The sequence below is a fragment of the Nocardioides sp. NPDC127514 genome (assembly GCF_040302125.1).
GTDB lineage: Bacteria > Actinomycetota > Actinomycetes > Propionibacteriales > Nocardioidaceae > Nocardioides.
The window spans coordinates 107,576-134,375 of sequence record NZ_JBEORF010000002.1 but is presented as its reverse complement, the minus strand read 5'-3'; the positions used below and the strand labels follow the sequence as shown (position 1 = coordinate 134,375).

26 protein-coding genes are annotated in these 26,800 nt (G+C 71.3%); 9 read left to right on the top strand and 17 right to left on the bottom strand.

The features are described from left to right. Positions 1–29: 29 nt before the first annotated feature. Both ABTX24_RS02090 and ABTX24_RS02085 read right to left on the bottom strand, forming a co-directional pair. Positions 30–1,709 (bottom strand): glycoside hydrolase family 13 protein, encoded by a 1,680-nt coding sequence (locus tag ABTX24_RS02090; protein ID WP_350837097.1) that lies wholly within the window; start codon positions 1,707–1,709, stop codon positions 30–32. 118 nt (positions 1,710–1,827) lie between these two features. Continuing rightward, positions 1,828–2,847 (bottom strand): LacI family DNA-binding transcriptional regulator, encoded by a 1,020-nt coding sequence (locus ABTX24_RS02085; RefSeq protein WP_350717072.1) that lies wholly within the window; start codon positions 2,845–2,847, stop codon positions 1,828–1,830. An 89-nt stretch (positions 2,848–2,936) separates the two neighbouring features. Between ABTX24_RS02085 and ABTX24_RS02080 the strand changes: the two genes are divergently transcribed. From ABTX24_RS02080 to ABTX24_RS02065, 4 genes are all read left to right on the top strand, one after another. Beyond that, the gene (locus ABTX24_RS02080) at positions 2,937–3,626 is read left to right on the top strand and encodes a FadR/GntR family transcriptional regulator (RefSeq protein ID WP_350837095.1); all 690 of its coding nucleotides are present in this window, start codon (positions 2,937–2,939) and stop codon (positions 3,624–3,626) included. Further along, on the top strand, positions 3,623–4,384 hold the full coding sequence (locus ABTX24_RS02075) for a creatininase family protein (protein ID WP_350837093.1): 762 nt from the start codon (positions 3,623–3,625) through the stop codon (positions 4,382–4,384). Before ABTX24_RS02080 ends, ABTX24_RS02075 begins: the two co-directional genes overlap by 4 nt. Positions 4,385–4,489: 105 nt before the next feature. Then, positions 4,490–5,470 carry a CE1 family esterase gene (locus ABTX24_RS02070; RefSeq protein ID WP_350837091.1) on the top strand — a complete coding sequence of 327 codons (981 nt, stop codon included), beginning with the start codon at positions 4,490–4,492 and terminating at the stop codon, positions 5,468–5,470. 5 nt (positions 5,471–5,475) lie between these two features. After that, the gene (locus tag ABTX24_RS02065; protein WP_350837089.1) at positions 5,476–7,017 is read left to right on the top strand and encodes an AbgT family transporter; all 1,542 of its coding nucleotides are present in this window, start codon (positions 5,476–5,478) and stop codon (positions 7,015–7,017) included. 32 nt (positions 7,018–7,049) lie between these two features. Here the strand turns inward: ABTX24_RS02065 and ABTX24_RS02060 are convergent, their stop codons facing one another. The 12 genes from ABTX24_RS02060 to ABTX24_RS02005 form a co-directional block, all read right to left on the bottom strand. Next, positions 7,050–8,111, bottom strand: coding sequence for a Rieske 2Fe-2S domain-containing protein (locus ABTX24_RS02060; protein ID WP_350837087.1), 1,062 nt, complete (start codon positions 8,109–8,111; stop codon positions 7,050–7,052). A gap of 3 nt (positions 8,112–8,114) precedes the next feature. Beyond that, positions 8,115–8,345, bottom strand: a complete 231-nt coding sequence (locus ABTX24_RS02055; protein WP_350837085.1) for a recombinase-like helix-turn-helix domain-containing protein — start codon at positions 8,343–8,345, stop codon at positions 8,115–8,117. A gap of 37 nt (positions 8,346–8,382) precedes the next feature. Further along, complete coding sequence (locus tag ABTX24_RS02050; RefSeq protein WP_350837083.1) at positions 8,383–9,345, bottom strand: PDR/VanB family oxidoreductase; 963 nt, start codon at positions 9,343–9,345, stop codon at positions 8,383–8,385. Continuing rightward, the gene (locus ABTX24_RS02045) at positions 9,342–11,039 is read right to left on the bottom strand and encodes a thiamine pyrophosphate-binding protein (protein WP_350837081.1); all 1,698 of its coding nucleotides are present in this window, start codon (positions 11,037–11,039) and stop codon (positions 9,342–9,344) included. Before ABTX24_RS02045 ends, ABTX24_RS02050 begins: the two co-directional genes overlap by 4 nt. Positions 11,040–11,049: 10 nt before the next feature. Then, the gene (locus ABTX24_RS02040; RefSeq protein WP_350837079.1) at positions 11,050–11,835 is read right to left on the bottom strand and encodes an SDR family oxidoreductase; all 786 of its coding nucleotides are present in this window, start codon (positions 11,833–11,835) and stop codon (positions 11,050–11,052) included. A gap of 11 nt (positions 11,836–11,846) precedes the next feature. After that, entirely contained in the window at positions 11,847–12,587 is a 741-nt protein-coding gene (locus tag ABTX24_RS02035; protein WP_350837077.1) for a 3-oxoacyl-ACP reductase family protein, read from the bottom strand. 3 nt (positions 12,588–12,590) lie between these two features. Continuing rightward, complete coding sequence (locus tag ABTX24_RS02030; RefSeq protein ID WP_328531127.1) at positions 12,591–13,115, bottom strand: cupin domain-containing protein; 525 nt, start codon at positions 13,113–13,115, stop codon at positions 12,591–12,593. 56 nt (positions 13,116–13,171) lie between these two features. After that, positions 13,172–13,975 (bottom strand): alpha/beta fold hydrolase, encoded by an 804-nt coding sequence (locus tag ABTX24_RS02025; protein ID WP_350837075.1) that lies wholly within the window; start codon positions 13,973–13,975, stop codon positions 13,172–13,174. A gap of 7 nt (positions 13,976–13,982) precedes the next feature. Beyond that, a complete protein-coding gene (locus tag ABTX24_RS02020) occupies positions 13,983–14,777 on the bottom strand; it encodes an aspartate dehydrogenase domain-containing protein (RefSeq protein ID WP_350837073.1) in 795 nt (264 codons plus the stop codon). Next, complete coding sequence (locus ABTX24_RS02015) at positions 14,774–15,739, bottom strand: VOC family protein (RefSeq protein ID WP_350837071.1); 966 nt, start codon at positions 15,737–15,739, stop codon at positions 14,774–14,776. The genes ABTX24_RS02020 and ABTX24_RS02015 overlap by 4 nt, the downstream gene beginning before the upstream one ends. A gap of 93 nt (positions 15,740–15,832) precedes the next feature. Beyond that, entirely contained in the window at positions 15,833–17,323 is a 1,491-nt protein-coding gene (locus ABTX24_RS02010) for an aldehyde dehydrogenase (protein WP_350837069.1), read from the bottom strand. Further along, positions 17,320–18,696: an MFS transporter gene (locus tag ABTX24_RS02005; protein WP_350837067.1), complete on the bottom strand. Its 1,377-nt coding sequence runs from the start codon at positions 18,694–18,696 to the stop codon at positions 17,320–17,322. Before ABTX24_RS02005 ends, ABTX24_RS02010 begins: the two co-directional genes overlap by 4 nt. 159 nt (positions 18,697–18,855) lie before the next feature. Between ABTX24_RS02005 and ABTX24_RS02000 the strand changes: the two genes are divergently transcribed. Further along, a complete protein-coding gene (locus tag ABTX24_RS02000; RefSeq protein WP_350837065.1) occupies positions 18,856–19,416 on the top strand; it encodes a MarR family winged helix-turn-helix transcriptional regulator in 561 nt (186 codons plus the stop codon). Positions 19,417–19,434: 18 nt separating this feature from the next. Here the strand turns inward: ABTX24_RS02000 and ABTX24_RS01995 are convergent, their stop codons facing one another. Continuing rightward, the gene (locus ABTX24_RS01995; RefSeq protein WP_350837063.1) at positions 19,435–20,130 is read right to left on the bottom strand and encodes a type 1 glutamine amidotransferase domain-containing protein; all 696 of its coding nucleotides are present in this window, start codon (positions 20,128–20,130) and stop codon (positions 19,435–19,437) included. A 94-nt stretch (positions 20,131–20,224) separates the two neighbouring features. On the opposite strand from ABTX24_RS01995, the gene ABTX24_RS01990 reads away from it, so the two are divergent. Further along, the gene (locus tag ABTX24_RS01990; RefSeq protein ID WP_350837061.1) at positions 20,225–21,118 is read left to right on the top strand and encodes a LysR family transcriptional regulator; all 894 of its coding nucleotides are present in this window, start codon (positions 20,225–20,227) and stop codon (positions 21,116–21,118) included. A gap of 21 nt (positions 21,119–21,139) precedes the next feature. Here the strand turns inward: ABTX24_RS01990 and ABTX24_RS01985 are convergent, their stop codons facing one another. Both ABTX24_RS01985 and ABTX24_RS01980 read right to left on the bottom strand, forming a co-directional pair. Next, positions 21,140–22,498, bottom strand: coding sequence for an FAD-binding oxidoreductase (locus tag ABTX24_RS01985; protein ID WP_350837059.1), 1,359 nt, complete (start codon positions 22,496–22,498; stop codon positions 21,140–21,142). After that, positions 22,495–23,226 (bottom strand): alpha/beta hydrolase, encoded by a 732-nt coding sequence (locus ABTX24_RS01980; RefSeq protein ID WP_350837057.1) that lies wholly within the window; start codon positions 23,224–23,226, stop codon positions 22,495–22,497. The genes ABTX24_RS01985 and ABTX24_RS01980 overlap by 4 nt, the downstream gene beginning before the upstream one ends. A gap of 126 nt (positions 23,227–23,352) precedes the next feature. Here ABTX24_RS01980 and ABTX24_RS01975 point away from each other — a divergent pair, with 126 nt between their 5' ends. From ABTX24_RS01975 to ABTX24_RS01965, 3 genes are all read left to right on the top strand, one after another. Beyond that, entirely contained in the window at positions 23,353–24,243 is an 891-nt protein-coding gene (locus ABTX24_RS01975) for a LysR family transcriptional regulator (protein ID WP_350837055.1), read from the top strand. A 123-nt stretch (positions 24,244–24,366) separates the two neighbouring features. Next, a complete protein-coding gene (locus tag ABTX24_RS01970) occupies positions 24,367–25,599 on the top strand; it encodes an LLM class flavin-dependent oxidoreductase (RefSeq protein WP_350837053.1) in 1,233 nt (410 codons plus the stop codon). Then, positions 25,596–26,795, top strand: a complete 1,200-nt coding sequence (locus ABTX24_RS01965; RefSeq protein ID WP_350837051.1) for an acyl-CoA dehydrogenase family protein — start codon at positions 25,596–25,598, stop codon at positions 26,793–26,795. Before ABTX24_RS01970 ends, ABTX24_RS01965 begins: the two co-directional genes overlap by 4 nt. The last annotated feature ends 5 nt before the right edge of the window (positions 26,796–26,800 follow it).

Here is a 26,800-nt window from a genome sequence, read left to right as displayed (position 1 = left end):
GTCTGTCTCCTGGATGTTGTGGTGGGGTCTCAGGTCGTGGGCCGCAGCCAGACCGCGGCATCGGGAAGGAGCCGGCCCGCCTCGAGCGGCGAGCTGGCCAGCCAGACGTGGTCGCTGCTCGGCAGCTCCACGGGGGTATCGGTCAGGTTGACCACGCAGGCGAAGTGGGTGCCGCGGCGGAAGGCGAGGATCCCGGGGTCGGTGTCGATCCAGCTGAAGTCGCCGGTGACCAGGTCGGGGTGCGTACGCCTGATCAGCAGCGCCATCCGGTGCAGCGACAGCATCGACCGGGGGTCGGCCGACTGGGCCTGCGCCGTCAGCCGCGCCCAGCCCTCGGGCTGCGGTAGCCAGGTCTTCACGCCCGGTGGGCTGAAGCCGTACGGCGGCCGGTCCCCGCTCCACGGCAGGGGCACCCGGCAGCCGTCCCGGCCGGGGTCGACACCGCCGCTGCGGAAGTGCATCGGGTCCTGGATCCGGTCCGGCGGGATGTCGGCCTCGTCCAGGCCCAGCTCCTCGCCCTGATAGAGGTAGTACGCCCCGGGCAGCCCCATCGCCAGCATCGCCGCCGCCCGCGCCCGCCGTTCGCCGAGGGCCCGGTCGGTCGGGGTGCCGAAGCGCTTGGTCTCGAACGAGAACGCGGTGTCCGCACGGCCGTAGCGGGTCACCGGCCGGGTGACGTCGTGGTTGGAGAGCACCCAGGTGGCGGGCGCATCGGCCTCGCCGTGCACGCGCAGCGTCGTCTCGATGGAGGTACGCAGCGCCTCGGCGTCCCACGGCGCGGTCATGAAGTCGAAGTTGAACGCCGCGTGCAGGACGTCGGGGCGCAGGTAGCGGATGAAGCGGGCGGTGTCGGGAAGCCAGACCTCGCCGATCAGAGCCCGGTCGGTGCCGTACTCCTGCGCGATCCGGCGCCAGCCGCGGTAGATCTCCTGGAGCTCCTCGCGGTCGACGTACGGGTGCTCGCCCGGTCGCGGGTCGGCGGGGACATCGGGGAGGGCCGGGTCCTTGGCGAGCAGGGCGGCGGAGTCGATCCGGATCCCGGCGACGGCCCGGTCGAACCAGAACCGCAGGATCTCCTCGTGCTCGCGGCGTACGTCCTCGTGCTGCCAGTTGAGGTCGGGCTGCTCGGCGGAGAAGAGGTGCAGGTACCACTGCTCGGGGACGCCGTCGGGCGTAGTCAGCCGGGTCCATGGCGTGCCGCCGAACTCCGAGGTCCAGTCGTTGGGCGGCAGCTCGCCATCGGTTCCGCGGCCGTCCCGGAACCAGAACCGCTCCCGTTCGGGTGCACCGGGTCCGGCGGCGACCGCGGCCCGGAACCATCGGTGCTGGTCGGAGACGTGGTTGGGGACGATGTCGATGATCGTGCGGATGCCGAGCTCGAGAGCGTCCTGGATCAACGCCTCCGCCTCGGCGAGGTCGCCGAAGATCGGGTCGATCGCGCGGTAGTCGGCGACGTCGTAGCCCCCGTCGGCCATCGGCGACGGAAACCACGGCGTGAACCAGATCGCGTCCACCCCGAGGTCGCGCAGGTACGTCAGACGCGCCCGTACGCCGGCCAGGTCGCCGGTGCCGTCGCCGTTGGCGTCGGCGAAGCTGCGCGGGTAGATCTGGTAGATCGCCGCGGAGCGCCACCAGTCGGCGGGGCGCTCGGTGAAGACCGGGAGCGCCACCGGTGCCGGCTCGCTCCGTCGAGGTTCCGTGGCGGTCACGGGCACTCCGTTCTCAGCAACTCACACGTTCATGTGACCGCCGTCACCTTGACAGCGTGCAGCGACCGTAAAGCCAGCCGATGAAGGTGCGCAAGAACTTGACAGAGCGTAATTAATTTCAGGACTTTGCGCGCTGGCTTGCGGGTCCGGTCGAGCGCCGGACCACCAGCTCGCCCTCGAAGAGCAGCTCGTCGACCGGCCCGAGCGTGCCGTCGATCTGGCTCACCAGGAAGTCGACGGCCGCCCTGCCCATCGCCTCGATCGGCTGCCGGATCGTGGTGAGCGGCGGGTCGGCGAACGCCATGAACGCCGAGTCGTCGAAGCCGATCACCGACACGTCGGCGGGCGTCGAGAGCCGCGCCCGGCGGACCGCCCTCACCGCCCCCAGAGCGAGCGGGTCGCTGGCGCACACGATGCCGGTCGCACCCTGCTCGACCAGCCGCGCCGCGGAGGCCTGCCCGCTCTGGAGCGAGTAGAGGCTGCGTACGACCAGATCTTCCTCGAACGGCACGCCGGTCCGGTCGCAGACAGTGCGGAAGGCGGCCAGCTTGCGCTCGGAGGGAACGTGGTCGCGCGGGCCCAGGACCAGGCCGATCCGCTCGTGCCCGAGCGAGATCAGGTGCTCGGCCGCCTGTTCCATCGCATCGGCGTCGTCGCAGACCACCCGCGGAAATGGCAGATCGTCGATGGCCGCGTTGATGAGCACGACAGGAAGGTTGCGGCCGGCGAGACGGTCGTAGTGGGCATGGTCCGCGTCCCGCTGCGCGTAGGCGCCGCCGGCGAAGACGACGCCGGCCACCTGCTGCTCGAGGAGCAGGTCGACGTACTCCGACTCGGTCACGCCACCGGCGGTCTGCGTGCACAGCACCGGAGTGAGCCCCTGCTGAGCGAGATGGGCGCCGAGGACCTCGGCGAGCGCCGGGAAGATCGGGTTCTGCAGCTCGGGCAGGACCAGGCCGACCAGCCTGGCGCGCTCGCCGCGAAGCTTCACCGGCCGCTCGTAGCCGAGCACGTCGAGCGCGGTCAGCACCCGCTCACGGGTCGCCTCCGAGACCCCCGGCTTGCCGTTGAGCACCCGGCTCACGGTCGCCTCGGAGACCTTGGCGCGGGCGGCTGCGTCGGCAAGACGTCTACTCATGAACGCAAGAATATAACTGCTTTACGCAAGCTGTCTGCAAGCGATGGTCTCCTTGACGCCCAATTCAATAAGTGATTTAGTCACTTTCTGTGACCAGCAACACATCATCGCTCTCTGAACGCATCGCCGACGGCATCGTCGCCATGATCGAGGCCGCGGGCCTGGAGCCGGGCGACGCCCTGGCCTCCTCGCGCGAGCTGGCCAAGCGGTTCGAGGTGACCACGCCGACGATCCGGGAGGCGCTGCGCCGTCTCGAGGCGACCGACGTGATCCGCTTCCGGCACGGGTCGGGCACCTACGTGAGCGGCGGGGTGAACCGGCGCCTGCTGGTCAACCCGCATGTCTCGGAGTCGCGCAGCGAGTCGGTCCTCGAGCTCCTCGACGCCCGGATCGTGCTCGAGCCGCCGGTCGCGGCGGCCGCGGCCGCGGCGCGCACCGACGACGATCTGGCAGCGCTCACGCTCTCGGCCGACAACTCGCTCAAGCCGCAGTACGCCGACGAGCGGCCCGAGCTGCACTTCCACGTCGCGCTCGCCGGTGCCTCGGGCAACCTGCTGCTGCGCGAGACGATCGAGGCGCTGCTGCAGGTGCGGGCCCGCGACCAGATCGAGATCAGGCACCGCTACACCGACCGCGACCGTGACCACGCCGACCACCTCCGGATCGTCGAGGCCGTACGCGACGGCGACCCCGACGCCGCGGCCACCCTCACCCGCGAGCACCTGCTCGCCATCCGCGAGGCGATCGCGTCCACCCTCGGCCCGGAACAGACCCGATGACCGCGAAGCTCGCCGAGATGACCACCCTCGAGGCCGCGACCGCCGCCGCGAGCGGGACGGTCGCGGTGATCCCCGTGGGCGCGTTCGAGCAGCACGGCGCCGGACTGCCTCTGGCCACCGACCAGATCCGCGCCGAGGCCGTCGCCGACGCGGTCGCCGAGGCCCTGCCCGGCAAGGTCGTCATCGGCCCGGGCGTACCTGTCGGCGTCTCGCCCCACCATCAGGCCTTCGCCGGCACGGTGAGCCTGCGTCCGGCGCTGTTCGCCGCCGTCGTACGTGAGTACGTCGAGTCGCTGGCCGGCCACGGCTGGCGCCGGTTCCTCGTGGTGACCGGGCACGGAGGCAACAACGCCACCCTCGGCACCCTGGCCCAGGAGCTGCTGCGCGACCGGCCGGACCTGGAGCTCGCCTGGGCGCCGGTGACCGCGCTGGCGAAGGACACCGTGTCCGGCATGGAGCTGAGCGAGGTCTCCGGTCACAGCGGCGAGGCCGAGACCGCCCAGATGCTGCACATCGCCCCCCACCTCGTACGCCACGACCTGCTCGTCCCGGGCACCACCTCGCCCGACCAGCTCGACCCCTTCGCCCGGCTGGCCCGCTCGGTGACCCACCCGGCCGTGGCCCTCCCCTACGACCGCCTCTCCCCCAGCGGCGTGCTCGGCGACCCGCGGCGCGCCACCGCGGAGGACGGCCGCGCCATCCTCGCCGAGGCAACCGACCGCATCGTCGCCTTCATCAAGGAGTGGCTCGACACCTAGGCCACCCGCCCACTCCAGCTCGGGACCCGACCGGGACGCACACACCGCGTCGCCGGGCGATCCAGCACACCCGAAAACGCACCGATCTGCCCCGAAGGAGCACCCATGTCCCCACGACGATCCCGCCTCCTGGCCCCGGCCGTCGCGGTCGCGGCCGTGGCCGCGCTGTCCCTGGTTCCGACCGCTACCTCCGCCCTCACCCACGCCTCCGGTCAAGGCCAAGCAGGCGGCGAGAGCACTCCGGTGCCCTGCGCCAAGCCCACGGACCAGGAGTCCGATAGCAGCCAGAAGTACGAGCTGACCAGCGGCGACATCGAGCGCAGCTACGTGCTCCGCCTGCCCGAGGGCTACGAGCGGCGCGCGGACTGGCCGCTGATCGTCGCCTATCACGGCCGTGGCAGCACCGGCGTCGAGGTCGAGGGCTACTCCGAGCTCTCCGACCTTCCCGCCGTCGTCGCCTACCCCGACGGAGCCATCGGCACCGGGTCGGGCTATCGCAAGGCATGGCAGGGCGCACCGTACGAGGCGCCCGGCGTCGACGACGTCGCCTTCACCTCCGACCTGCTCGCCGCCATCGAGGCCGACCACTGCATCGACACGTCCCGCGTCTACGCCACCGGGAAGTCCAACGGCGCCGGCTTGGCCGCCCTGCTCGCCTGCCGGCTGCCGGACACGTTTGCCGCCGTCGCCCCGGTCGCGCCCGCCCTCTACCCGGGCACCCGGACCGGCTGCGCCGAGGCACCGCCGACGCCGATCCTGGAGATCCACGGCGTCGCCGACGCGACCATCCCCTACGCGGGCGACGCCGACCGTGACCTGCCCGCGATCCCGGAGTGGGTCCAGGGCTGGGCCGACCACAACGGCTGCACCGCCTCCGCCACGCGCACCAACCGTGACGTCGAGACCACCCGGTGGACCGGGTGCGACCACGGCGCCGAGGTCCAGCACGTCGCCGTCGCAGGCGGCGGCCACGTCTGGCCGGGCGGTGACATCTACTCAGGTGGCGGCCACGTCACCCACACCATCGAGTCCGCGACGGTGATCTGGGACTTCTTCTCCCGCCACCGCCTCACCAGCGAAGGGTGACCCCCATGACCAGCACCACCACACCCACCGGCAGCGACAGGCTGCCGTGGATCATCCGCGCCATGGGCGTGATCGAGCGCGTCGGCAACGCCCTGCCACACCCGTTCTGGCTCTTCTGGATCCTCGCCGCGATCCTCGCCGTGATCAGTGCGATCTGCGCGGCCGCCGGCGTCTCGGTCATCTCCCCCACCGACGGGGAGGAGGTCGTCGTACAGAGCCTGCTCAGCGGCGAGGGCCTGGCGATGGCGGTCTCCACGATGGTCTCCAACTTCGCCGAGTTCCCGCCGATGGCGACCATCGTCGTGGTCATCATGGGTGTCGCCGTCGCCGAGCGCACCGGGTTCCTCACCGCCGCGATGAAGACCGGCATCTCCCGGGTGCCCGTCGGCTGGGTGGTCTTCGCCGTCGCGTTCACCGGAACCGTCGCCCACGTGGCCTCGGCCGCTGCGTACATCATCCTGGTCCCGCTCGGCGGCCTCGCCTTCCGGGCAGTGGGTCGTTCCCCGATCCTCGGGATCGTGGTCGCCTACACCGCGATCGCCAGCGGGTACGACGCCAGCCCGATCCCCACACCCAACGATGCGATCTTCGCCGGCATCACCACCGCCGCGGCCCAGATCGTCGACGAGAGCGCGTACGTCTCCCCCGTCAGCAACTGGTTCTTCAACATCGCGTCCTCGGTGCTGCTGGCCGCGGTGATCACCCTGATGACCAAGCTCGTCCTCTCCAAGCGGCCCGACCTCGACGCCGACGAGGACGCCGACGACGGCGACTTCGGCACCCTCGAGCTCGACGGCCGTGAGCGCCGGGCGCTCCGCTGGTCCCTGCTGAGCCTGTTGGTCGCGATCGTGGTCGTCGCCGCCGTCGTGATCCCGCCGGGCTCTCCCCTGCGCGGCGAGGACGGGTCGCTGACCGAGTCGCCGTTCCTCACCGGCATCGCCGCGATCGTCGCGGTGCTCTTCGGCCTCGCCGGCACCGTGTACGGCACGCTGTCCGGTTCGATCACCAAGGCCGGCGACGTGCCGGCGCTGATGGGCCAGGGGATCAAGCAGATGGCCCCGGTGCTGGTGCTGTTCTTCGCGATCGCCCAGTTCCTGGCGTACTTCGAGTGGTCCAACCTCGGCGACGTGCTCGCGGTCAACTCGGCCGAGGCCCTGGAGACCAGCAACATCCCGGTGTGGGTGGTCTTCCTGCTCGTCCTGGCGCTGCTCAGCATCGTCAACATCATGGTCACCAGCGGCTCGGCGATGTGGTCCATCGCCGCGCCCGTACTGGTGCCGATGCTGATGCTGCTCTCGGTGCCGCCGGAGACCACCCAGGCGCTCTTCCGGATCGCCGACTCCGGCTCCACCGCGATCACCCCGATGAGCCCCTACTTCGTGATGGCCCTGGGCTTCCTGCAGCGCTACCGCAAGGACGCCGGCATCGGCACCCTCGCCTCGTACACGCTGCCGCTCGCCATCGCGATGAGCCTGGCCTGGACCGCCCTGTTCTTCCTCTGGTGGGCCCTCGGCATCCCGCTCGGCCCGGGTGCTCCGGTCCGCTGACCCCCACCGACGGCCTTCCGGCCGGGCTCGCCTCAGGCGCGCCCGGCCGGAACCGGTTCAGGTGAGGGCGAAGGCGCGAGCGCTGCCGCCTGCTCCTCGGCGAGCTTCTTGTAGAGCCGGCGCAGCCGGACCACCCCGAGGTCGTGCTGGTAGAGGTTCTCCGCCTGGTCGGCGTCGTCGGCCATCGCCTCGAGCATGACCCGGTCCTGCTCGAGCACGTGCCAGTGGCGGGCCTCAAGCCTGGTGCGGTAGAGGAAGCGCCACACGTCGCGCTCCCAGCCGCTGACCTTGCGGTAGCGCCAGAAGAACACCGCGGTGGTGCCCGCGTCGATCGGGGTGCCCATGCCGACGATGCCGAACGAGCCGCCGGGGCCCGCGGTCGGCGGGTACGGGATGGACAGGTCGACCCAGTCGATGCCGGTGCGGCAGAACTCGACCCAGTCGAAGTTCACCCCGCGCTGGTCGGTCTTCTCGAAGAAGAACCCGCGGTCGGTCTCGCGGATCCGGAACCGCGCCTCGGTGTCGCCGCCGAACATCGAGTGCGACTCGCGGTGCAGGAACGCGCCGTGCATCGGGTCGAGCAGGTTCTCCATGGCGTAGCGCCACGGAGTGTCCCACTCGGCGTAGCAGAGGAACGAGGAGACTTCCTCGTCGACCAGTGGGTCCGGCAGCGCGACCGGGGCGGGGTCGGGGTGCTGCTCGTCGCCGATGTAGGCCAGGATCGCGCCGCCCAGCTCCTGCAGCGGCGGGCTGGGGACCAGCGTCTTGCCCTCCAGGTTGCAGCCGGGCAGACCGGGCACCGAGACGACCTTGCCGGTGCCGTCGACCTGGACGCCGTGGTAGGCGCAGGCGATCTTGCTGCCGAGGTGCTGTCCCTGCGAGAGCGGCGCGCCCCGGTGGGGGCAGCGATCCTCGAGCATCCGCAGGGTGCCGTCGGACTCCCGGAACAGCACCCAGTCGATCCCGAGCCGGCGGACCCGATGGACGCCGCCCTGCGGCACCATGTCGGAAGGGCAGATCGCGTACCACTGGTTGCGCAGTCCGGTCGCGAGGATCTGCTCCGCGCTCAGCTGTCGTTTCACCATCGGTCCCATGGCTCAGTCCTCCTGCTTCCCCGCCGCGGCGAGCGCGGCGATCGCTGTCGTGAATCCCTCGGGGGTCCACTGACCACCACCGGGAGCCGGGATGCCGAGCTCGTTGAGCCCGTCGACGAGACCCGGCAGGTCGTGCCGGCCGCCCCCGAAGACCTCTTCGATGGCGCCGGCGAGCTTGGTCTCCCACGGGGTCGTCTCGGCGACCGCCGCCTGGACTGGCTGTAGATAGCCCATTTCTCTGTTCTCCCTCGTGTGCAGTCGATGTGGCGCGTCAGATGTCGAGCGCCAGCTCGGGGGTCCGCGCCCGGGAGACGCAGATCATCATGGTGGTGCCCGACGCCTGCTCGGTGTCGCTGAGCAGGGAGTCGCGGTGGTCGGGGATGCCGGCGAGCACCTTGGTCTCGCAGGTGCCGCAGATGCCGTCCCGGCACGAGCTCGAGACGGTGATCCCGGCGCTCTCGAGGGCGTCGATGACCGGTACGTCGGCAGGCACCTGCACGACGCGGCCCGAGCGCCGGCAGTCGACGGAGATCGGCTGCTCGCCGTCGGGGTCGACGTCGATCTGCTTTGCCTTGAAGCGCTCGACCTGGAGCGTTCCCTCGGGCCAGCTCGCGGCGTGCTCCTCGACGGCGGCCAGCAGGCCCTCGGGTCCGCAGCAGTAGACCAGCGTGCCGGGCTCGGGCGTCGGCAGCGCGGTGGCGAGGTCGAGCCGGCCGTGGGTCTCCTCGGGGATGACCCGCACCCGGTCGCCGTACGAAGCCAGCTCGTCGAGGAACGCCATCGAGTCCTCGCGGCGGCCGCCGTACCAGAGCTCCCAGTCGGTGCCCTGCCGCTCGGCCTCGGTGAGCATCGCGAGCAGCGGGGTGATGCCGATGCCGCCGGCGACGAAGACGTACCGCTTGGCGGGGAGGAAGTCGAAGTTGTTGCGGAGACCGACCACACGCAGCCGGTGTCCGGGACGCAGCCCCTCGTGGACGTACTCCGAACCGCCGAGGGCGGCCTGCTCACGCAGCACCGCGACCCGGTAGCTGCCGCGGTCGGCGGGATCGCCGCACAGCGAGTACTGCCGCACCAGCGACCCCTTCAGGGTCAGGTCGACGTGTGCTCCCGGACTCCACTCCGGCAGCGGGCCGCCGTCGGGGTGGACCAGCCGCAGCGACAGTACGCCGTCGGCCTCCAGCGTCATCTGCTTGACCAGGAGCTCCAGCTCCTGCTCCTCGGTGGCGAGACTCATGACGACCTCCTCGTGGTCGGGTCGGGAACCTTGACCGGTGGTGTGAACGGCCGCGGCATCGGGCCGAAGGAGGCCAGATCGACCTCGACCAGCACCGGTGCGCGCCGGGCGACGGCCCGCTCGAGCTCGGGCGCGGCCTCGGCGGCGGTGCCGATCCGCTGATAGGGCAGCCCGAGCGCGCCCGCGAGCCCGGCGAAGTCCGGGGTGGTCAGGTCGACGCCGGCGCGGTCGACGCCGCGCGCCTCCTGCATGTTGCGGAGCACGCCGTAGCCGCCGTCGTTGAAGACCAGCAGCACCAGCCAGGGTCGCTCCTGGGCGAGGGTCAGCAGCTCGCCGAGATGTACGGCCAGGCCGCCGTCTCCGGCGATCACCACGGTCGGCTCGTCGGGACGGGCCATGGCCGCACCGAGCCCCATGCCGAGGCCCTGGCCGATGCCGCCGCCGCGCGGGAAGACGTTGTCGCGGGGGTCGTAGACCTCGAAGAGCCTGTTGCCCCAGGACGAGGAGGCGATGGTGACGTCGCGAGCGAGCACCGACCGGCGCGGCAGCGCGGAGCGCAGCGCGTCGGCGAGCACGGCGTGGTCGCCGAGCCCCTCACGCTGGGTGGCGCGTACGTCCTCGCGTGCCCGGGTGACCCTGGCTCGCCACTCCTCCGCGACTCGGCCGCTCTCGCGCACGGCGCTGGTGATCGTGGGCAGCACATCGCGGGCGTCCGCGGCCACCCCGGCCGCGATCGGGAAGACCCGCCCGAGCGCGGCCGGGTCGAGGTCGACCTGGACGTGCACAGCCGGGAGGGTGAGGTCGTAGTCGCGGGTCTCGTTGGAGCGGAAGTGGGTGCCGATGCTGAGCAGCAGGTCGGCCTCGGCGAGCAGCTCGCCGCCGCCAGGAGTGGCACCGTAGTTGCCGACCACCAGCGGGTGGTCCTCGGGGACCGCTCCGCGGCCGGAGTTGGAGGTCAGCAGGCCCGCGCCCCAGGTGTCGATGAACTCGGTGAGCGCCGCCCTGGACCCGGCGACGCCGCCACCGGCCCAGATCAGCGGCCGCTCGGCCGCCGCGACGAGCTCGGTCAGCGCATCGAGGCCCGCGGGCGCCGACGACACTGTCGGCGCCTCGGGGGCCGGGGCGACGACCTCACGCTGCGGCAGGTACTGCAGGTCGATGGGCCACTCGACACTCACGGGTCCGCCGGCCCGGCGAGGACCGCCGAGGGCCCGGTCGACCGCGCCGCGCAGGATGCCGGCCGACTCCTCGAGCGAGGGCACCGTGACGGCGTCGAGCGAGACCGCCTGCAGCATCCCGAGCTGGTCCTTGGTCTCGTGGATGAAGCCGCGTCCGGAGCCGAGGTAGGCGAACTCGACCTGCCCGGTCACGTGCAGCACGGAGGTGGCCGAGCTCAGCGACTCGATCAGCGAGCCGGCCGCGTTGCCCGCGCCGGTGCCGGTGCTGGTCAGCGCGCAGCCGAGGCCGCCGGTGGCCCGGGCGTAGCCGTCGGCCGCGTTGACCGCGCTCGCCTCGTGGCGGACCGGCACGAACCGCAGCTCGCGCGAGACCGCCTCGACCAGCGGCAGGTTGTGCACGGAGATGACGCCGAAGACGGTGTCGACGCCCACCTCGCGGAGCACCGCGACGAGCAGGGCGCCACCATCGGCGTACGTCACGACGTCGGGTGCGGGGGCAGTGGTCAGGTTGGTCATCTCGATCTCCTCAGGCCAGGTAGCGGGCAACGCCGCCACACACGTCGAGAGCGGCACCGGTGACGTACGACGCTCGTGGGGACAGCAGGGTCACGACCATCGCGGCGACCTCATGGGCCCGGCCGAACCGGCCCAGCGAGATGCCGCGGTCGTCGGCGAGCTCACGTTCGAAGGCCTCGTACGACGCCGCGTGCTCGTCCGCCTCAAAGCGCCGGCGCCACTGGCCGGTGTCGATCAGCCCGAGGCAGACACTGTTGACCCGGATGTCCGGTGCGTACTCGGAGGCCATCGACTTGGTCAGGTTGAGCAGCCCGGCACGGGCGGCCGAGGTGGTGACCAGACGCGGCTCGGGCTGGCGGGCGAGGACCGCGTTGATCGTGACGATCGCGGCGGCGTCGGAGGCGCGCAGGTGCGGCAGCGCAGCGCCGGTGACGTTGAGGACACCGCCGAACTTGAGGTCGAGCTCGTCGCGGAAGTCCTCGACACTCGCCTTGTCGAGACCGAGCATCCGGGACTGGCCGGCGTTGTTGACCAGCCCGTCGATCCCGCCGAACCGGGCCACGCCCGCCTCGACCAGCGCGTTCACCTGGTCGGTGTCGCGTACGTCGCAGCTCATCGCGAGCACCCGGTCGGCCGGCGCGCCGAGGTCGGCGAGCGCCTTCTCGAGCACGTCGAGTCGGCGGGCGCAGGTGATGAGGTTCGCGCCCTCCTCGAGGAGGGTGGCGACGGTCGCGAGACCGACGCCGGAGCTGCCGCCCGTGACGAGCACGGTGCGATCGGCGAGGTGGAGATCCATGGTTGGTCCTGTCAGTGGAAGACGAAGCCGCCGTCGACGACGAGCTGCTGGCCGGTGATGTACGCGGCCTCGGGGCCGAGCAGGAAGGCCGCGGCCCCGACGACGTCGGCGGGCTCCTGGTCCCGGGTCAGCGCCCGGTTGTCGCGGTAGAGCTGGTGGCGGTGCTCGGGGATCTGCTGCGCGGCCTCGGTGGTGGTCAGGCCGGCGGCCAGGGTGTTCACGGTGATCCCGTACGGGCCGAGGTCACGCGCCATAGCTCGGGTCAGCGCGGCGAGACCGCCCTTGGAGGAGATGTAGTGGGCGAGGTTCGCCGAGCCGTAGAGCGCCGAGTCCGAGCCGATGTTGAGGACCCGGCCGCCGCCGGCCTCGATCATCCCCGGAACGACCTCGCGGCTGACCAGCCACGGACCGCGCAGGTTGACCGCCATCAGCGAGTCCCACTCGGCGGGGTCGATCTCGTGGACCGGCTTGCCGCCGACCCCGTCGGCGCGGGCGGCGTTGTTGACCAGGCCGTAGACCGGCCCGGTCGCCTTCACCATCGCCCGCACCGACGCGTGGTCGGTGACGTCGACCGGAACGGTCGAGACGTCGTGGCCCTCCTCGCGGAGCGCGGCTCCGGCCGCCTCCAGCCAGTCCTCGCGGATGTCGGCGAGCCAGACCCGGGCACCGGTCTGGGCCAGGCGCCGCGAGATCGCCAGGCCGAGGCCGCGACCTGCGCCCGTGACCAGAACCGGTGCACCGTCAAGACTCATCGGTCAGTCCCGGGTGACGCCGTGCATCGCGGAGGTCTCCGGGTACGTCGGGACCTGCGGCTTCTGGGCACCGATGATCACGCAGAAGAGCGCGTCGGTGTCGCCGTTGTTCTTCAGGCTCCGCGGCACGCCGGCGGGCACCACGATCATGTCGCGGTAGCCGAGGGTGCGCTTGACGACCTGGCCGTCGCGGTGCACGCCGACCTCGACCTCGCCCTCGAGCACGAAGAAGGCCTCCTCGGCGTCGTGGTGGGTGTGCTCGGGGCCCTCGCCGCCCGGGGGCAGCAGCATGTTGGAGAAGGTGAAGCCCTGGGACTTGATGGTGCGGTTGTCGTTCTCGTGGTTGCCGGTCGCGCCGGAGCCGACGTAGCGGATCTGGGCGCGCTTGAACTGGTCGCCCGCCTTGGCCTGGAAGCCGAGGGTGTCCCAGTCCTCGTGGCGCGAGGCGCGCGTCAGGATGATGGAGTCGGTGAACTCCTCCAGGCTCTCGGCGGTCTCGTACGTGAGGGGCTGCTGGGTGATCGACATGGGATCGTTCCTTTCGGTGCGGTGTTCGTTCTCGGGTTCGAGGATGGTCAGGGTCGTCAGCCGTAGAGGCGCTCGACGATCCCGACGAAGGAGGAGAGCCAGGCGTTGAACGCCTCGGGCGACTCCTGGTTGGCCAGATGGCCGGCGCCGCGCAGCGTCACCAGGACCGCGTCGGGGATGCCACCGGCGAGCGCCTGCGACTCGGTGATCCCGGTGACCTGGTCCTGGTCGCCGCAGAGCACCAGCGTCGGGATGTCGATGGCGGCGAGCTCGGGCGTCAGGTCGGTGGCGGCCATCGACTCGGCCGCCCGGCCGTAGCCGGGGAGCCGGATCGAGTCGCGCATCGTGGCGACGACCCGGTCGACGAGCTCGCCGGGAGCCTCGGCGCTGACGAGTCTCGGGCCGCGCTGGGCGGCGAAGGAGGTGCTGCCCGCGCTGTCGAGCTCGGCGGCCCGGCCACGCATCGCCGCTGCCTTCTCCGGTGTAGTGCCGGAGCCACGGCTCGCGTCGGCGAGCACGAGGCTGCGGACCAGCCGGGGGTGGCGTGACGCCAGCCGGACGGCGATCACGCCGCCCCAGGAGACGCCCAGGACGTGAACCGGGCCACCTGCTGCGTACTCCTCGATGACGGCTGCCGCCGCGTCGGCGAAGCCGTCGAGGTCGACATCCTCCTCGGGGTCGGTGGACCGGGCGTAGCCGGGTGCGTCCCAGGCCAGCAGTCGGAACTCGCCGGCGAGCGCCGCGACCTGGGGTGCGAACGAGGCCGAGCTGGATCCGATGCCATGCAGGCACAGGATGGTCGGGCCGCTGCCGGTGTCCTCGACGTGGACCCCGGTGTCACGGAGCGTGGTGGTGGTCATCGCGGCCTCAGATGATGCTGACCGCGCCGACCGGGCGGCCGACGAGCATGGACAGGGACCGGACCACGGCGCGCGAGACGACGCCGCTGGTACGCGGGTTGGCGGCCGAAGGATGGTTGCGGATCTCGAACCGGTAGCTGCCCGCGTCCGCATCGGCCTCGATGACGTGGCTGGTCAGCTCGGCACCGGGGTCGGCGACGAGGCGGACCTCGACCAGCTCAAGGTCGCCGACGGCGAGCCCGACGGTGGCCGCGACGTTGAGCGAGCGCGGGAAGTAGCGCGCGGCCTCCGCAGCGGATCCCTCGAAGATCGTCGTCGGGGCGGTGGTGGCGCGGACCCGATCCTGGGTCTCGTCGTCCATCCACGGCTGCAGCAGGGTCGCGGGCAGCTTGGTGGTGGTCACGGACGCGCGGTGCACGGCGCCGTGGCTGGCGGCGCTGACCAGCAGGTCGATGCCGCCGATGGCGCCGGAGGTGATGAACATCCGCCCCGGGCCGGCAGCCCTGAGCGCGGCGACCAGCTCCTGGTCGGCCAACGCGCCGGCCGAGGTGATCAGCAGGTCGCGCCCGGCCTCGAGGATCTCGGCTCCGTGCCGGGAGACGACCGCCTGACCAGCGCACTCGACGATCACGTCGCTGGTCTCCATCGCCTTGGCGAGCCTGATCTGCGGCACCGGACACTCGCCGACAGGGGTGTCGTTGACGACTCCCACGACCTCGACGTCCTCGACCGCTCCGGCCACCAGGGCCTCGATCACGGGGCGGCCGATGGCGCCGGCGCCGATGATGCTGACCTTCGTCATCGGGCCACCTCCGCCAGCTCGCGCGCGGCTGCCGGGGCGTAGGACGCGGCCAGATCGGGACGGTCGGCGAAGACGCCCGCGTCCTCGATGCCGGCCATGTGGCGGCGTACGTCCTTGGACGGTGGGCCCGCGGTCCCCCACAGGTCCGACAGCTCGGGGACCCGGCGCCAGACCTTGCACAGCCACTGGTCCTCGACGACCTGGGCGACGTCGGAGGTGTACTCGCACACGAGCCCCGCGGGGTCGGCGAAGTAGGAGAAGGTGTTGTTGCCCGGGCCGTGGCGGCCCGGACCCCACAGCGGGGTGACGCCCTGCTGCTTGAGCGAGCCGATGCCTCGCATGAAGTGGTCCATGCTCGGCATCTCGTAGGCGACGTGGTTGACCGAGGTCCACGCTGCCTGATTGAACGCGATGCTGTGGTGGTCGGTGTTGCAGCGCAGGAACGCCATCTGGTGCTCGGACCAGTCGGAGACGCGCATCCCGAGGACGTCGGTGTAGAAGGCCACCGCGCGGTCGATGTCGACCGTGTTGAGCACGACGTGCGTCACCCCGATCGGGACCGGACGGTCCCGGTAGAGCGGCTTCACGGCGTGGACGTCGGCGACGAGCTCGATCACCCTGCCCTCCGGGTCGGCGAAGCGGATGCCGTAGCCGCCGCCCGCCTGGTCCAGAGCGCCCGGCTCGGTGAGCATCGGGATCCCACGGAGCGCGAGCCGGCGGGCGGCCTCGTCGACCTCGGCCGGCGTACGCACCGCGAACGAGATCGCACCGAGACCGTTGCGCTCCGCGCGGGTCAGCTGGAGGACGTGGTGGTTCTCCCCCGTGCCGCGCAGCCAGGCGTCGTCGTGGTCCTGCTCGACGACCGACAGGCCCCAGACCTCGGAATAGAAGTCCGTCGACTCGGTGAGCGTCGGCACCTGCAGCTGGACGCTGCGCAGTGAGTGCAGTGTGGCGATCGACATCCCGACCCCTTTCTCTTAGTAGTTAATATTTAAGCGCTTAGGCTTTTTCATGTCAAGGGAAACCGTGGCCCAGATCACGGGTTAGACGCCCGGTCAGCCGGCCCAGGGGTGCGGCGCCTCGTCGAGTCCCCAGTAGAGGCTCTTCTGGCGCGTGTACTCCGCGATGCCGCGGCGACCCTTCTCGGTGCCGAGGCCGCTCTCCTTCATCCCGCTGAACGGAGTGGAGATGCTGAACTGCTTGTAGGTGTTGATCCAGACCGTCCCGGCTTCGATCCGGCGGGCGACCCGCCACGCGGTCCGGTAGTCACGGGTCCACAGGCCGCACGCCAACCCGTAGACCGAGTCGTTCGCGCGGGCGACCAGATCGTCCTCGTCGTCGTAGGTGAGAACCGAGAGGACCGGTCCGAAGATCTCCTCCTGGCAGGTGGGCGAGGAGTTGTCCAGACCGGCGATGACGGTCGGCAGGTAGTAGGCGCCGGCGGCATAGGCGCCGCCTTCGGGAACCTCACCACCGACCAGCACCTCACCGCCGGCAGCACGGGCACGCTCGACGTGGCCCGCGACACTGTCGCGATGCCGGTGATGGACCAGCGGCGCCACCTGGGTGAGGGGGTCGAGGCCGTGGCCGATGCGCAGCCGCGCGACCGCCTTGACCAGACGCTCGAGGAACTCCTCGGCGCGGAAGGACGGCAGGAACAACCGCGATCCGGCGATGCAGCTCTGCCCGGAGCTGGAGTAGATGCCGAACAGGATCCCGGCGATCGCGGCCTCGACGTCGGCGTCCTCGAAGACGATGGTCGGGGACTTGCCGCCCAGCTCGAGCGTCACCGGCATCAGCTTGTCGGCCGCCGCGTGGGCGATGAGGCGACCCGTCGTCGTGCCTCCGGTGAAGGACACCTTGCCGACGCCACGATGGCGCACGACGGCGTCGCCGACGACCGACCCCCGGCCGGGAAGCACCGAGACCAGGCCGGGCGGAAGGCCGGAGTCGGTGATGATGCGACCCAGGGCGAGAGAGACCAGGGGTGTCCACTCGGCAGGCTTGAGCACCACCGCGTTGCCGGCGGCGAGGGCGGGAGCGATCTTCTGGGCATCGCTGGCGATCGGCGAGTTCCACGGGGTGATGGCGCCGATGACGCCGATCGGCTCGTGCACGCTCATCGTGAGCGAACGGCCCCGTTGCGTGGTCAGCTCCTCGTCGAAGGTCTCCAGGGCCGCGGCCATGTAGCGGAAGGTTCCGGCCGCGCTCGCCACGAGGGCGGAGGTCTCGGTCAGCGTCTTGCCGGTGTCACGGGTCTGCAGCCGAGCCAGACGCTCAGCCGATCCCTCGATCCCGTCGGCGATCCGGTGCAGGTGACGCGCCCGCTCATGCGGGAGCCGCCTGCCCCACGCGGCGGCAGCCTCCGCCCCGCGGGTGACCGCCTCGTCGACATCGGCCTCCGAGGCGTGGTGCACCGTCGTGATCACGTTGCCGTCGGCAGGATCGATGCTCTCCGACCCCGACCCACCGCCGCGACGCCACTCCCCTGCCACCAGGATCTCGTCGGCCGGGACGACCACGTCCGTCCAGTCCGGAGCGCTCACTGGGAGATCTCCTCCAACGTGCGCTCGCGCGTCTCGACCGCGAACACGGCCGTGGTGAGCGCGCCGACGACAGCGACCGCACCCATCACGATGAACACGTCGGCGATCGAGAACCCGCGGCTGATCAATCCGCCGACAACCAGCGGGCCGACGATGATGCCGAGCCTGCCGAACGCCCCACCGACGCTGACGCCCAGCGCCCGCATCCGGGTCGGATAGAGCTCGGCGGTGTAGACGTACAGCGCCAGGTTGACCGCGAAGATGCACATCGCCGAGGCCGCCGACCAGAGCAGGACGGTGCTGGCACTGGTCGCTCCGGTCGAGGCCAGCACGAACAGGGTTGCCGCGCTGCCCAGCATCGCGACCGTGATCGCCACCCGGCGACCGACGATGTCGATGGTCAGCGCGATGACGACGCAGCCGAGGATGCCGGCGACGCTGGTGGCGACGCTGTAGCGCAGTGCGGTGTCGACGTCGAGATGGAAGACCTCGCCATAGATGGTGGGCAGCCAGGCGGCGATGCCGTAGTTGACGAAGTACGCCGTGAGCCAGGCAGTCGCCAACATCAGCGTGCGCCGCAGGTAGACGCCCTGGAACAGCTCCGAGAGGCGGGCCCGGCCCTGCCGGACCGTCGACGCCGCGCTGGTCGCAGGGGCGGGCAGCTCACCCTTCTGCGCGGCGACCTCCGCCTCGATCCGGCGCGTCGCCTGATCGGCTTCCTCCAAGCGGCCGCGGGCGGCGAGCCAGCGGGGCGACTCCGGGACGCGACGCATGAACGGCACCAGGATCAGCGGGATGGCGCCCAGCGCGAACAGCCATCGCCACCCGAAGGCGGGCACGACCCAGGCCGCGACCAGCGCCGAGGCCACCAGCCCGGCCGGGAAGATCAGCTCGTAGATCAGTACGAAGCGACCGCGGCGGTGGGCGCGGGTGATCTCACCGATGTACGTCGCCGCGACCGGCACCTCCGCACCGAGCCCGAAGCCTTGGACGAACCGGAGCACCAGGAAGATCCAGAGGGTGGAGGTGCCCGCCATGAGCAGACTCATCACGGCGTACAGCACCAGCGACCCGATGAGGACCGGCACTCGGCCGACCCGGTCGGCCAACCATCCACCGGCCAGCGCGCCGAGCAGCATCCCGATGCCGCCGATGGCGATCGTCCAGGCGATCATCCCGGGATCGAGGCCGAAGAACGGGATGAGCACGGGCAACGCGTAGGCGATCATCAGCTGGTCGAAGCCGTCGAAGAAGGTGGCCACGCCGACGAGCACGCGGGTCTTGACGTGCCAGCGCGAGAGCGGAAGTCGCTCGAGCCTGGCACTGATCTGCTCCGCCGTGACAGCCGGCGGCACCGGGGTGATGTTGACCATGTGAGGGGAACTTTCGGTTCACAGCACTCGACAAGGAATAATCCCTAAGTGCTTAATCGTTAAGTCCTAAGAGTGTGCGGTGCGTCACGATCCTCCGTCAACCCCCTCTGTGTTAACTTCCTGTCTCGCGGAGCCCGAGTCGGCTCGTACACTGCGACCATGAGTCACACCGGATCGGGCGTCAACCAGCCCTCGGGCAGCGATGACGCGGTCGACGCGATCGTCTCCCAGTGGACGCACGAGCGCCCCGACCTCGACCCCTCTCCGATCGCGCTGTTCGGGAGGGTGCATCGGATCTACCTGCGCTACCAGGCGGTGCTCACCCAGGTCTTCGGCCGCCACGACCTCAACTCCGCCTCCTTCGACGTCCTCGCGGCGCTGCGCCGCGCGGGCGCGCCGTATCGCAAGGCCGGCCGCGATCTCGCGAGTGGCTCGCTGCTCTCCTCTGCCGGCGTGACCTTCCGGCTCGACCGCCTCGAGGCAGCCGGGCTCATCACCCGCCAGCGCGACGCCGAGGATCGCCGCGTCGTCTACTCCCAGCTCACCGACCAGGGCCTCGAGGTGATCAACCGCGCGATCGAGGACCATCTGCGCGCGGAGAACGCGCTGCTCCATCACCTCACCAGGGAGGAGCGCGACGAGCTCGCCCGGCTGCTCAGCAAGCTCGAGCGCTCCATCGTGGAGGCCGACTTCGCCACCGACGGCGAAGTCGCCTCCTGACGGGCCTGGCCACTGGGTTCAGGCGAGCCGCTCCAGCAGCGCCTTCGCGGTCGAGACGCTGGACTGCGGGTTCTGCCCGGTGATCAGGGTGCCGTCGACGATCACGGTGTCGCTCCACGGCTCACCGGTCTCGACGATGCCGCCGGCCGTACGCATCCGCTGCTCGACCGAGAACGGAATGCTGTCGCCGTAGCCGCCCTGCTGCTCCTCGGTGTCGGTGAAACCGGTCATCCGGCGGCCGCGGAAGAGCCAGCCTCCCTCGACGGTCGCGGCGAGGAGGCCGGCGACGCCGTGGCAGAGCGCGACGACCGGTCGGCCGGCGGAGTCGGTGGCGGTCAGGAGCACGGCGAGCGAGGCGTCCTCGACCAGGTCCGTCATCGGGGCGTGGCCGCCGGGGATGTAGACGGCGTCGTACGCGGCCGGGTCGATGTCGGCGAGATCGAGCGGGTGGGCGAGCTGCTTCTCGAGAGTGTCGAGGTAGGCACGGAACCGCTCGGCGTCCTCGGGCTGGACGCCGCCCTGCTCGCTGAGCGAGAGCGCGTCGACCGTCGGCGCCCTGCCGCCGGGGGTGGCGATGTCGATCTCGACGCCGGCCGCGGCGAGCGTCTCGTGGGAGGCGGCGACCTCCTCGGCCCAGAAGCCGGTCGGGTGCTCGGTGCCGTCGGCGAGGACGAGGGTGTCGGCCGCGGAGACGACCATCAGTACGCGAGTCATGAGGTTCTTCCTTCTTGTTCGGTTCGGTGATGACGTAACGACGACCCTCGCCGGGTTCACTCCCGAACCTCGTCGGGCGGTCATAATGATTTCTATGACCTCGCTCGACCTCTGGGAAGCGTTCACGCACGCCTACCGGGAGCGCTCGATCAGCGCCGCGGCCCGTCGCCTCGATCTCTCCCAGCCCGCGGTGACCGCGCGGATCCGCAAGCTCGAGCAGGATCTCGGCGCGGTCCTGTTCGAGCGCTCCCGCACCGGGCTGGTGCCCACCGGGCGTGCCGACGCCCTCGCCGCCCGGATCACGCCACTGGTCGACCAGCTGCGCGGCGCCGTCGGCACCGAGCCGTCGATCGGCCCGGCGAGCATCCGGATCGGCGGCGCGGCCGACGTGATGGCCACCCGGATCGTGCCTGCCCTCGCCCCGCTCGTCCGCGACGGCCTCGACGTCTCGGTGACCACCGGACTCGCGCAGGCACTCCTCGACGACCTGGCCGAGGAGCGCCTGGACCTCGTCGTCTCCTCCGTACGCCCCGGCGACGAGCGGCTGCGGTCGGCGGCACTGGTCGACGAGGAGTTCCTTCTGGTCGCGGCGCCGGCGATCGCAGGACAGGTCGACCCCGCCGAGCTGGCACAGGACCCGGTTCGCGCGCTCGCGGCCGTACCGCTGGCGGCCTACTCCCCCGACCTGCCGATCATCCGGCGCTACTGGCTCACCGAGTTCGACGAGCGCCCCACCAACCGCACCGCGCTCGTCCTGCCCGACCTGCGCGGCATCCTCCGCGCCGTCGTCGCCGGCATCGGCGCCTCCGTGCTACCCCGCTACCTGGTCGACGGAGCCCTCGCCGACGGCACGGTCGTACGCCTCCACGAACCCAGGCTCGGGCCGCTCAACACCCTCTGGCTCGTCACCGGCGCCAGCGCACCACCGGCCGTCGGCCACGTCTGCCGACACCTGAGCGCCGAAGCCGCCGGTTGGGCAAGTACCTGACCCGCCGCGATCCCAACCGCCTCAGTAGCCCTTGCCCGGGTTGAGGATGCCACGCGGATCGAGGGCGGCCTTGATCGCGCGATGCACGCCGAGGGCCTCGGGGCCGACCTCGCGGGCGAGCCAGGAGCGCTTGAGCAGGCCGATGCCGTGCTCAGCGGTGACGGTGCCGCCGAGGTCGAGCGCGATGCCGAAGATGTCGTCGCCGGCGGCGAGGACCTCCTTCGGGACCGGGCCGGTCGGGTAGCCGATCAGGGGGTGCAGGTTCCCGTCGCCGGCGTGGGCGAAGGAGTAGATGCGTACGCCGCGACGCCGGGCGACCTCTTCGACGCGGACGAACGCCTCGGCCAGGCGCGAGCGAGGGACGCAGATGTCCTCGATCAGCACCGAGCCCTTGGTCTCGATGGACGGCAGGGCGAGGCGGCGGGCCTCGACCAACCGGGCCGAGGTCTCCTCGTCGACGCCCTGCTCGACCCAGGTCGCCTCCTTACCGAGCACCTCGCCGATCGCCTCGATCTCGGACTCCGCGGCCGGGCCGTCGGCCTGGGCGATCACCAGGGCGCCGCCGCGTTCGGCGTAGGCGGTCCCCTGGGCGTCGTCGACGACCTGGAGGGTGGCCTGGTCGAGCAGCTCGAGCATGGCCGGCTCGCGCCGGTCCTGGGCCAGGGCGGCGCAGGCCCGAGCGGCGGCCTCCACTCCCGCGTAGGCCGCCGCGACGGTCAGGGTCCGCTCCGGCAGGGGCCGAAGGCGTACGGTCGCCCCGACCACCACGCCGAGGGTGCCCTCGGAGCCGACGAAGAGGCCGGTGAGGTCGAGGCCGGCGACGCCCTTCAGGGTCGCCCGGCCAGTGCTGATCAGGGTGCCGTCGGCGAGCACGACCTCGAGGCCGAGCACGGCGTCGCGGGTGACGCCGTACTTAACGCAGCGCAGACCGCCCGCGTTGGTGGCGACGTTGCCACCGATGGTGGAGATGGCGGCCGATGCCGGGTCGGGGGCGTAGCGCAGGCCGTGCTCGCCGGCGGTCCGGTCGAGATGGGCGGTGATCACTCCGGGTTCGACATGAGCGGTCTGGTCGACCGGGTCGAGCGAGATGATCCGGTCCATGCCGCTCACGTCGAGCACGAGCATGCCGGGGGCGGCGACGGCGCCTCCGGCCAGGCCGGTGCCCGCACCCCGAGGGACGACGGGTACGCCGTGCGCGGAGGCCAACCGCAGCGTGGCCCGTACGTCCGCGACCGAGGTCGCGCGGACCACCACGTCGGGCACTCCCTCGGCCACGATCCCGGACCGGTCTACTGCGACCGCGGCAAGGAACGACTCCTCCGTCGAGGCCGTCGGCACCGCCGCGGTCAGCTCGGCCAGGAACCCAGCGGGGAGGGTCACCGGCCGACCTGCCGCACGATGACCGGGAGGTCCGCACCCAGCTTGAGCCGCTCGAGGAAGAGGATCACCGTGGCCGCGACGGATCGGTGGGTGACATCGTTGAGGATGTCGTGACGGCCGCCCTCGACGACGTGCTGCTCGACGGTCTCCGCGCCCACCCACGGCTTCAGCGCCTCGCCGACCGGGGTGATCCGGTCTTCGCGGCCGTGGATGACCAGCAGCGGCACCTCGGGCACGCTCAGCTCGACCTCGTCCCAGGGCGGCGGGTCCGCCAGAGCACCTCGCGCGAAGCCGGCATCGGCCGAGATCGTCCCGCGATGGGTCGGGCAGGCGCTGCGTACCTCCAGCTCGTCCTCCCACTCCCCGTCCACCTCGGCACTCGTCCGGGGAAGCGCCAGGCCGGCGATGACGGCGGCGTCGACCGGCAGCTCGCCGACGAGCAGGGCGGCAAGGGTGGCGCCGGTGTCGGAGCCGACGAGCACCTTCGGCGCCGGCAGCGCCTCATCGGCCGCCAGTGCCTCGGCCGCCGCCCGGGCGGCGTCGAGGTCGCCAGAGTCCACCTCGACGATCCGCACCTTGTAGGCGTCGGCGGAGACGCGGCGGCCGAACCTGGCGTACGTCGCCGCGGTCTCACCCCGTCCGGTGAGCAGGATCAGGGTGCCGCGCGGCGCGACCCCCTCGGGCTCGTCCCACGTACGCGGCAGGTCGGTCACGGCGATGGCAGTCATGCCCACCATGCTCGGCGCGGCCGCCGATTGCGTCCAAGACCAATCTGCTCAGCTGATCCATCGCCGATCGTGATCGATATCTGGAAGGCCCGCCCACAAGGCCCGCCGAGGGCACAGACTAGATATATGAGTATTTCGCTGGACATTGAGCATCTACGTACGCTCGTGGCGATCGCCGAGAGCGGCGGGTTCACCAAGGCGGCCGCCGTGCGACACATCAGCCAGCCCGCGCTGAGCCAGCACGTACGACTCCTCGAGCGCACCCTTAAGCGCCGCCTCTTCGAGAAGGACGGCCGCACCATGCGGTTCACACCCGACGGCGAGCGGGTGCTGGTCGAGGCGCGCAAGATCCTCGCCACCCACGACGCGTCGCTCGCGCTCCTGGAGGTCGCCAACCCGACGACCATCACCGTCGGCTGCGTCGAGCACGCGGTCGAGCAGATACTCCCCGAGCTCCTGCACACCCTCACCCAAGCGTTCCCGGAGACCGGCACCCGCTTCGAGATCGGCCGTTCCACCCAGCTCTACGACTCGGTGACCAAGGGGACGGTCGACCTCGCCTTCGTCCTCGACCCCAGCGGCCAGGCCGCCGGCCACCAGGTCGGGCTCCTCCCCCTCCATTGGTACGCAGCCCCCAACCGCACGGCCACCGGCCCGACCGCGACCAGTGCGGACACGTTCAGCCTGGTCGCCTTCGAGGAGCCGTGCGGGCTGCGCGAGCGCGCGCTGGCCCTGCTCGCCGAGGCAGGCCACCAGGTCGAGGTGACCGCCACCTCGACAACACTGGAAGGGGTGCTGGCCGGCGTGCGCGCCGGGCTCGGCACAGCCCTCCTGCCCGGCATCGGAGGCCGACCCCAGGGCGTCGTCGAGCGCGCAGGCCTCCCGGCCGCCGGCACCGCCCACCTGCGGATGATCGCCCGGCGCGGCCTGGACGAGGCGATCGAGGAAACGGCCCTGGCCACCGGGCGCGACTTCCTCGCCGCCACCCCGCCACTGCGTCTGATCAGCAACGCATAAGCCAGCGCGAAGGATTCACATCCCACATTCCTGTTGGACGCCGACCCCTCCGCACACCAGCATTGACAACTAAGTCAGTGAACTTTCTTGACTGAACCCGCGCGGCCCGGAAGGAACCCCCTCGTGACCACCCCAGTCTTCGACGCCCAGATCCCGGCGACAGCATCACCCAAGGTCGAGTTCATCAGTCTCTCCCACCTGAACCCGTCCACCGAGCTGAACCCGATCCAGGTCCCCCACGGCATCGACCTGGACTACTTCAAGCGCTACGTGGCCACCTTGGAGGAGCAGGAGTTCGACTACACCCTGCTTCCCTACGGCTCGAACTCGGCCGACTCGTTCATCACCGCGGCAGCCGTCGGGACGCTCACCGAGCGGATCAGGCCGATCGTCGCGCTGCGCCCCAACACCACCTTCCCGCTGGTCGCGGCCCAGAAGCTGGCCACCCTCGACCAGCTGACCGAAGGCCGCGCGGTCGTCCACCTGATCTCCGGCGGCTCCGACGACGAGCAGCACCGCCAGGGCGACTACGAACCCAAGCCGCGGCGCTATGCCCGCACCGGGGAGTACATCGACCTGCTGCGCCGAGCCTGGACCGAGAAGGAGCCGTTCAGCCACGAGGGCGAGTTCTACAGGTTCGCCGACTTCGGGCCCGGCTTCTCCACCTACTCCGGCGACCCGGTCCCGATCTCGATCGGCGGCCAGTCGCAGGAGGCGTTCGACATCGGCGGCAACCAGGCCGACATCTTCTCCTTCTGGGGCGAGCCGCTCCCCGAGCTGCGCACCGAGATCGACCGCGTCAACGCGATCGCGGCCGCCGCGGGCCGGCCCAACCCGCGCATCTGGGTCACCTTCCGGCCGATCGTCGCCCCCACCGACGCCGAGGCCTGGGAGAAGGCCTACGACTACATCGGCAAGATCGGCGCAACCTACGAGAAGGCCGCCTACTTCGCCCGCCGCCACCAGTCCCGGGCCACCAACATCGGCTCGGTGCGTGCCCTCGAGTTCGCCGGCGCCTCCGAGCGCTACGACCGCGCACTATGGACCCGCACCGCCGCCGCGACCGGCGGACAGGGTGCCTCCACCGCCCTGGTCGGCAGCCCCGAGACCGTCGCCGCCGCGATCCTCGACTACGTCGATGCCGGTGCCGACCTCGTCTCCATCCGCGGCTACGACACGCTCGCCGACGCCGCCGGCTACGGAAAGTACGTCCTCCCGCTGGTGCGCCAGGAGATCGCCCACCGCGAGGCGACCGGCCGCCGTGGCAACCTCCAGGCCGAGCACCTCGGCTACTACAGCGACGACTTCGTCGCCGCCGCCGACAAAGCCGCGGCGCTCGAGGGTGCCGGGGCATGACGGCTACCGACGACACCGGCCAGAGGACGTACGACCTCCCGGTCCCGGACCTGTCCGACACCGCGCTCGCACAGGTCACCGCAGAGATCGCCGAGCACGCCGCCGACTACGACCGCTCCGGCGAGGTGCCGGACAAGGGCCTGGAGGCCGCCTGGCGCGCGGGCCTGGTGACCGCCACCGTCGGCAAGCGCTACGGCGGCCCGGAAGTCGGGACCATCGACGCCGTACGCATCGTCGAGGCCATCGGAGAGGGTGACCCGTCGGTTGCCCTGATCGTCACCAACACCCTGATGGCGCACGCCGCGCAGGCCGAGCTCGGCGGCTGGTACGCCGAGCACTACGACGACCTGCTGCGCCGTTCCCTCCAGGAGCCGTCGTTCGTCAACGCCATCCGTGCTGAACCCGAGCTGGGCGCCCCGGCACGCGGCGGAATCCCGAAGACCACCATCACCCGCACCGAGAACGGCTGGCGGCTCGACGGCCACAAGGCGTACGCCACGGGCGGGACGGCCCTGACCTACCACACCGTGTGGGTGACCGCCGACGAGCCGGACACGCCGGCGCACCGACCACGGGTCGGCCACGTCACCGTCCCCGGCGACGCGGAGGGCATCACCTGGGTAGAGACCTGGGACCACCTCGGCCTGCGCGCCTCCAACACCCACGACGTCGTCTACGACGCGGTCGAGGTGCCGTACGAGGCGTTCCGGGAGATCCCGCGCCGCCCCGACGGCTCCTACCGTGACCCCGCCGCCACGGCCGGCCCCGGCAGCTTCGCCCACCCCGCGCTCTACATCGGCGTGGCCCGCGCGGCACGGTCGGCGTTCGCCGAGTTCGCCCGTACCCGGGTGCCCAGCGCGCTGGGCAAGCCGATCGCCGAGACCGAGCGGATCCAGGCGGTCGCCGGCGAGATCGACCTGCAGATCGCGACCGCCGAGACCCTCGCGTACGGAACGCTGCGCCGGCTCGAGGCCGGAGACGACTCGGTCCTCCCGCAGCTCTCGGTGATCAAGGTCGCCATCGCCCGGGCCGTCGTCTCGGCGACCCAGACCGCGGTCGCCGCCCTCGGAAACCCGGGCCTGACCCGCAACAACCGCCTCGAGCGCCACCTGCGCGACGCCCTCTGCATCCGGGTGCACCCGCCGCAGGAGGACTTCGCCCTCGTCCAGGCCGGCCGACGCGTTCTCGGCGCGTGAGTCAC

Excerpts from the sequence above, each read along its gene's own strand:
- ABTX24_RS02085 (WP_350717072.1), bottom strand. The coding sequence starts at position 2,847 with ATGAGTAGACGTCTTGCCGACGCAGCCGCCCGCGCCAAGGTCTCCGAG.
- ABTX24_RS02075 (WP_350837093.1), top strand. The coding sequence starts at position 3,623 with ATGACCGCGAAGCTCGCCGAGATGACCACCCTCGAGGCCGCGACCGCC.
- ABTX24_RS02070 (WP_350837091.1), top strand. The coding sequence starts at position 4,490 with ATGTCCCCACGACGATCCCGCCTCCTGGCCCCGGCCGTCGCGGTCGCG.
- ABTX24_RS02065 (WP_350837089.1), top strand. The coding sequence starts at position 5,476 with ATGACCAGCACCACCACACCCACCGGCAGCGACAGGCTGCCGTGGATC.
- ABTX24_RS02060 (WP_350837087.1), bottom strand. The coding sequence starts at position 8,111 with ATGGGACCGATGGTGAAACGACAGCTGAGCGCGGAGCAGATCCTCGCG.
- ABTX24_RS02055 (WP_350837085.1), bottom strand. The coding sequence starts at position 8,345 with ATGGGCTATCTACAGCCAGTCCAGGCGGCGGTCGCCGAGACGACCCCG.
- ABTX24_RS02050 (WP_350837083.1), bottom strand. The coding sequence starts at position 9,345 with ATGAGTCTCGCCACCGAGGAGCAGGAGCTGGAGCTCCTGGTCAAGCAG.
- ABTX24_RS02045 (WP_350837081.1), bottom strand. The coding sequence starts at position 11,039 with ATGACCAACCTGACCACTGCCCCCGCACCCGACGTCGTGACGTACGCC.
- ABTX24_RS02040 (WP_350837079.1), bottom strand. The coding sequence starts at position 11,835 with ATGGATCTCCACCTCGCCGATCGCACCGTGCTCGTCACGGGCGGCAGC.
- ABTX24_RS02035 (WP_350837077.1), bottom strand. The coding sequence starts at position 12,587 with ATGAGTCTTGACGGTGCACCGGTTCTGGTCACGGGCGCAGGTCGCGGC.
- ABTX24_RS02030 (WP_328531127.1), bottom strand. The coding sequence starts at position 13,115 with ATGTCGATCACCCAGCAGCCCCTCACGTACGAGACCGCCGAGAGCCTG.
- ABTX24_RS02025 (WP_350837075.1), bottom strand. The coding sequence starts at position 13,975 with ATGACCACCACCACGCTCCGTGACACCGGGGTCCACGTCGAGGACACC.
- ABTX24_RS02020 (WP_350837073.1), bottom strand. The coding sequence starts at position 14,777 with ATGACGAAGGTCAGCATCATCGGCGCCGGCGCCATCGGCCGCCCCGTG.
- ABTX24_RS02015 (WP_350837071.1), bottom strand. The coding sequence starts at position 15,739 with ATGTCGATCGCCACACTGCACTCACTGCGCAGCGTCCAGCTGCAGGTG.
- ABTX24_RS02005 (WP_350837067.1), bottom strand. The coding sequence starts at position 18,696 with ATGGTCAACATCACCCCGGTGCCGCCGGCTGTCACGGCGGAGCAGATC.
- ABTX24_RS02000 (WP_350837065.1), top strand. The coding sequence starts at position 18,856 with ATGAGTCACACCGGATCGGGCGTCAACCAGCCCTCGGGCAGCGATGAC.
- ABTX24_RS01995 (WP_350837063.1), bottom strand. The coding sequence starts at position 20,130 with ATGACTCGCGTACTGATGGTCGTCTCCGCGGCCGACACCCTCGTCCTC.
- ABTX24_RS01990 (WP_350837061.1), top strand. The coding sequence starts at position 20,225 with ATGACCTCGCTCGACCTCTGGGAAGCGTTCACGCACGCCTACCGGGAG.
- ABTX24_RS01980 (WP_350837057.1), bottom strand. The coding sequence starts at position 23,226 with ATGACTGCCATCGCCGTGACCGACCTGCCGCGTACGTGGGACGAGCCC.
- ABTX24_RS01975 (WP_350837055.1), top strand. The coding sequence starts at position 23,353 with ATGAGTATTTCGCTGGACATTGAGCATCTACGTACGCTCGTGGCGATC.
- ABTX24_RS01965 (WP_350837051.1), top strand. The coding sequence starts at position 25,596 with ATGACGGCTACCGACGACACCGGCCAGAGGACGTACGACCTCCCGGTC.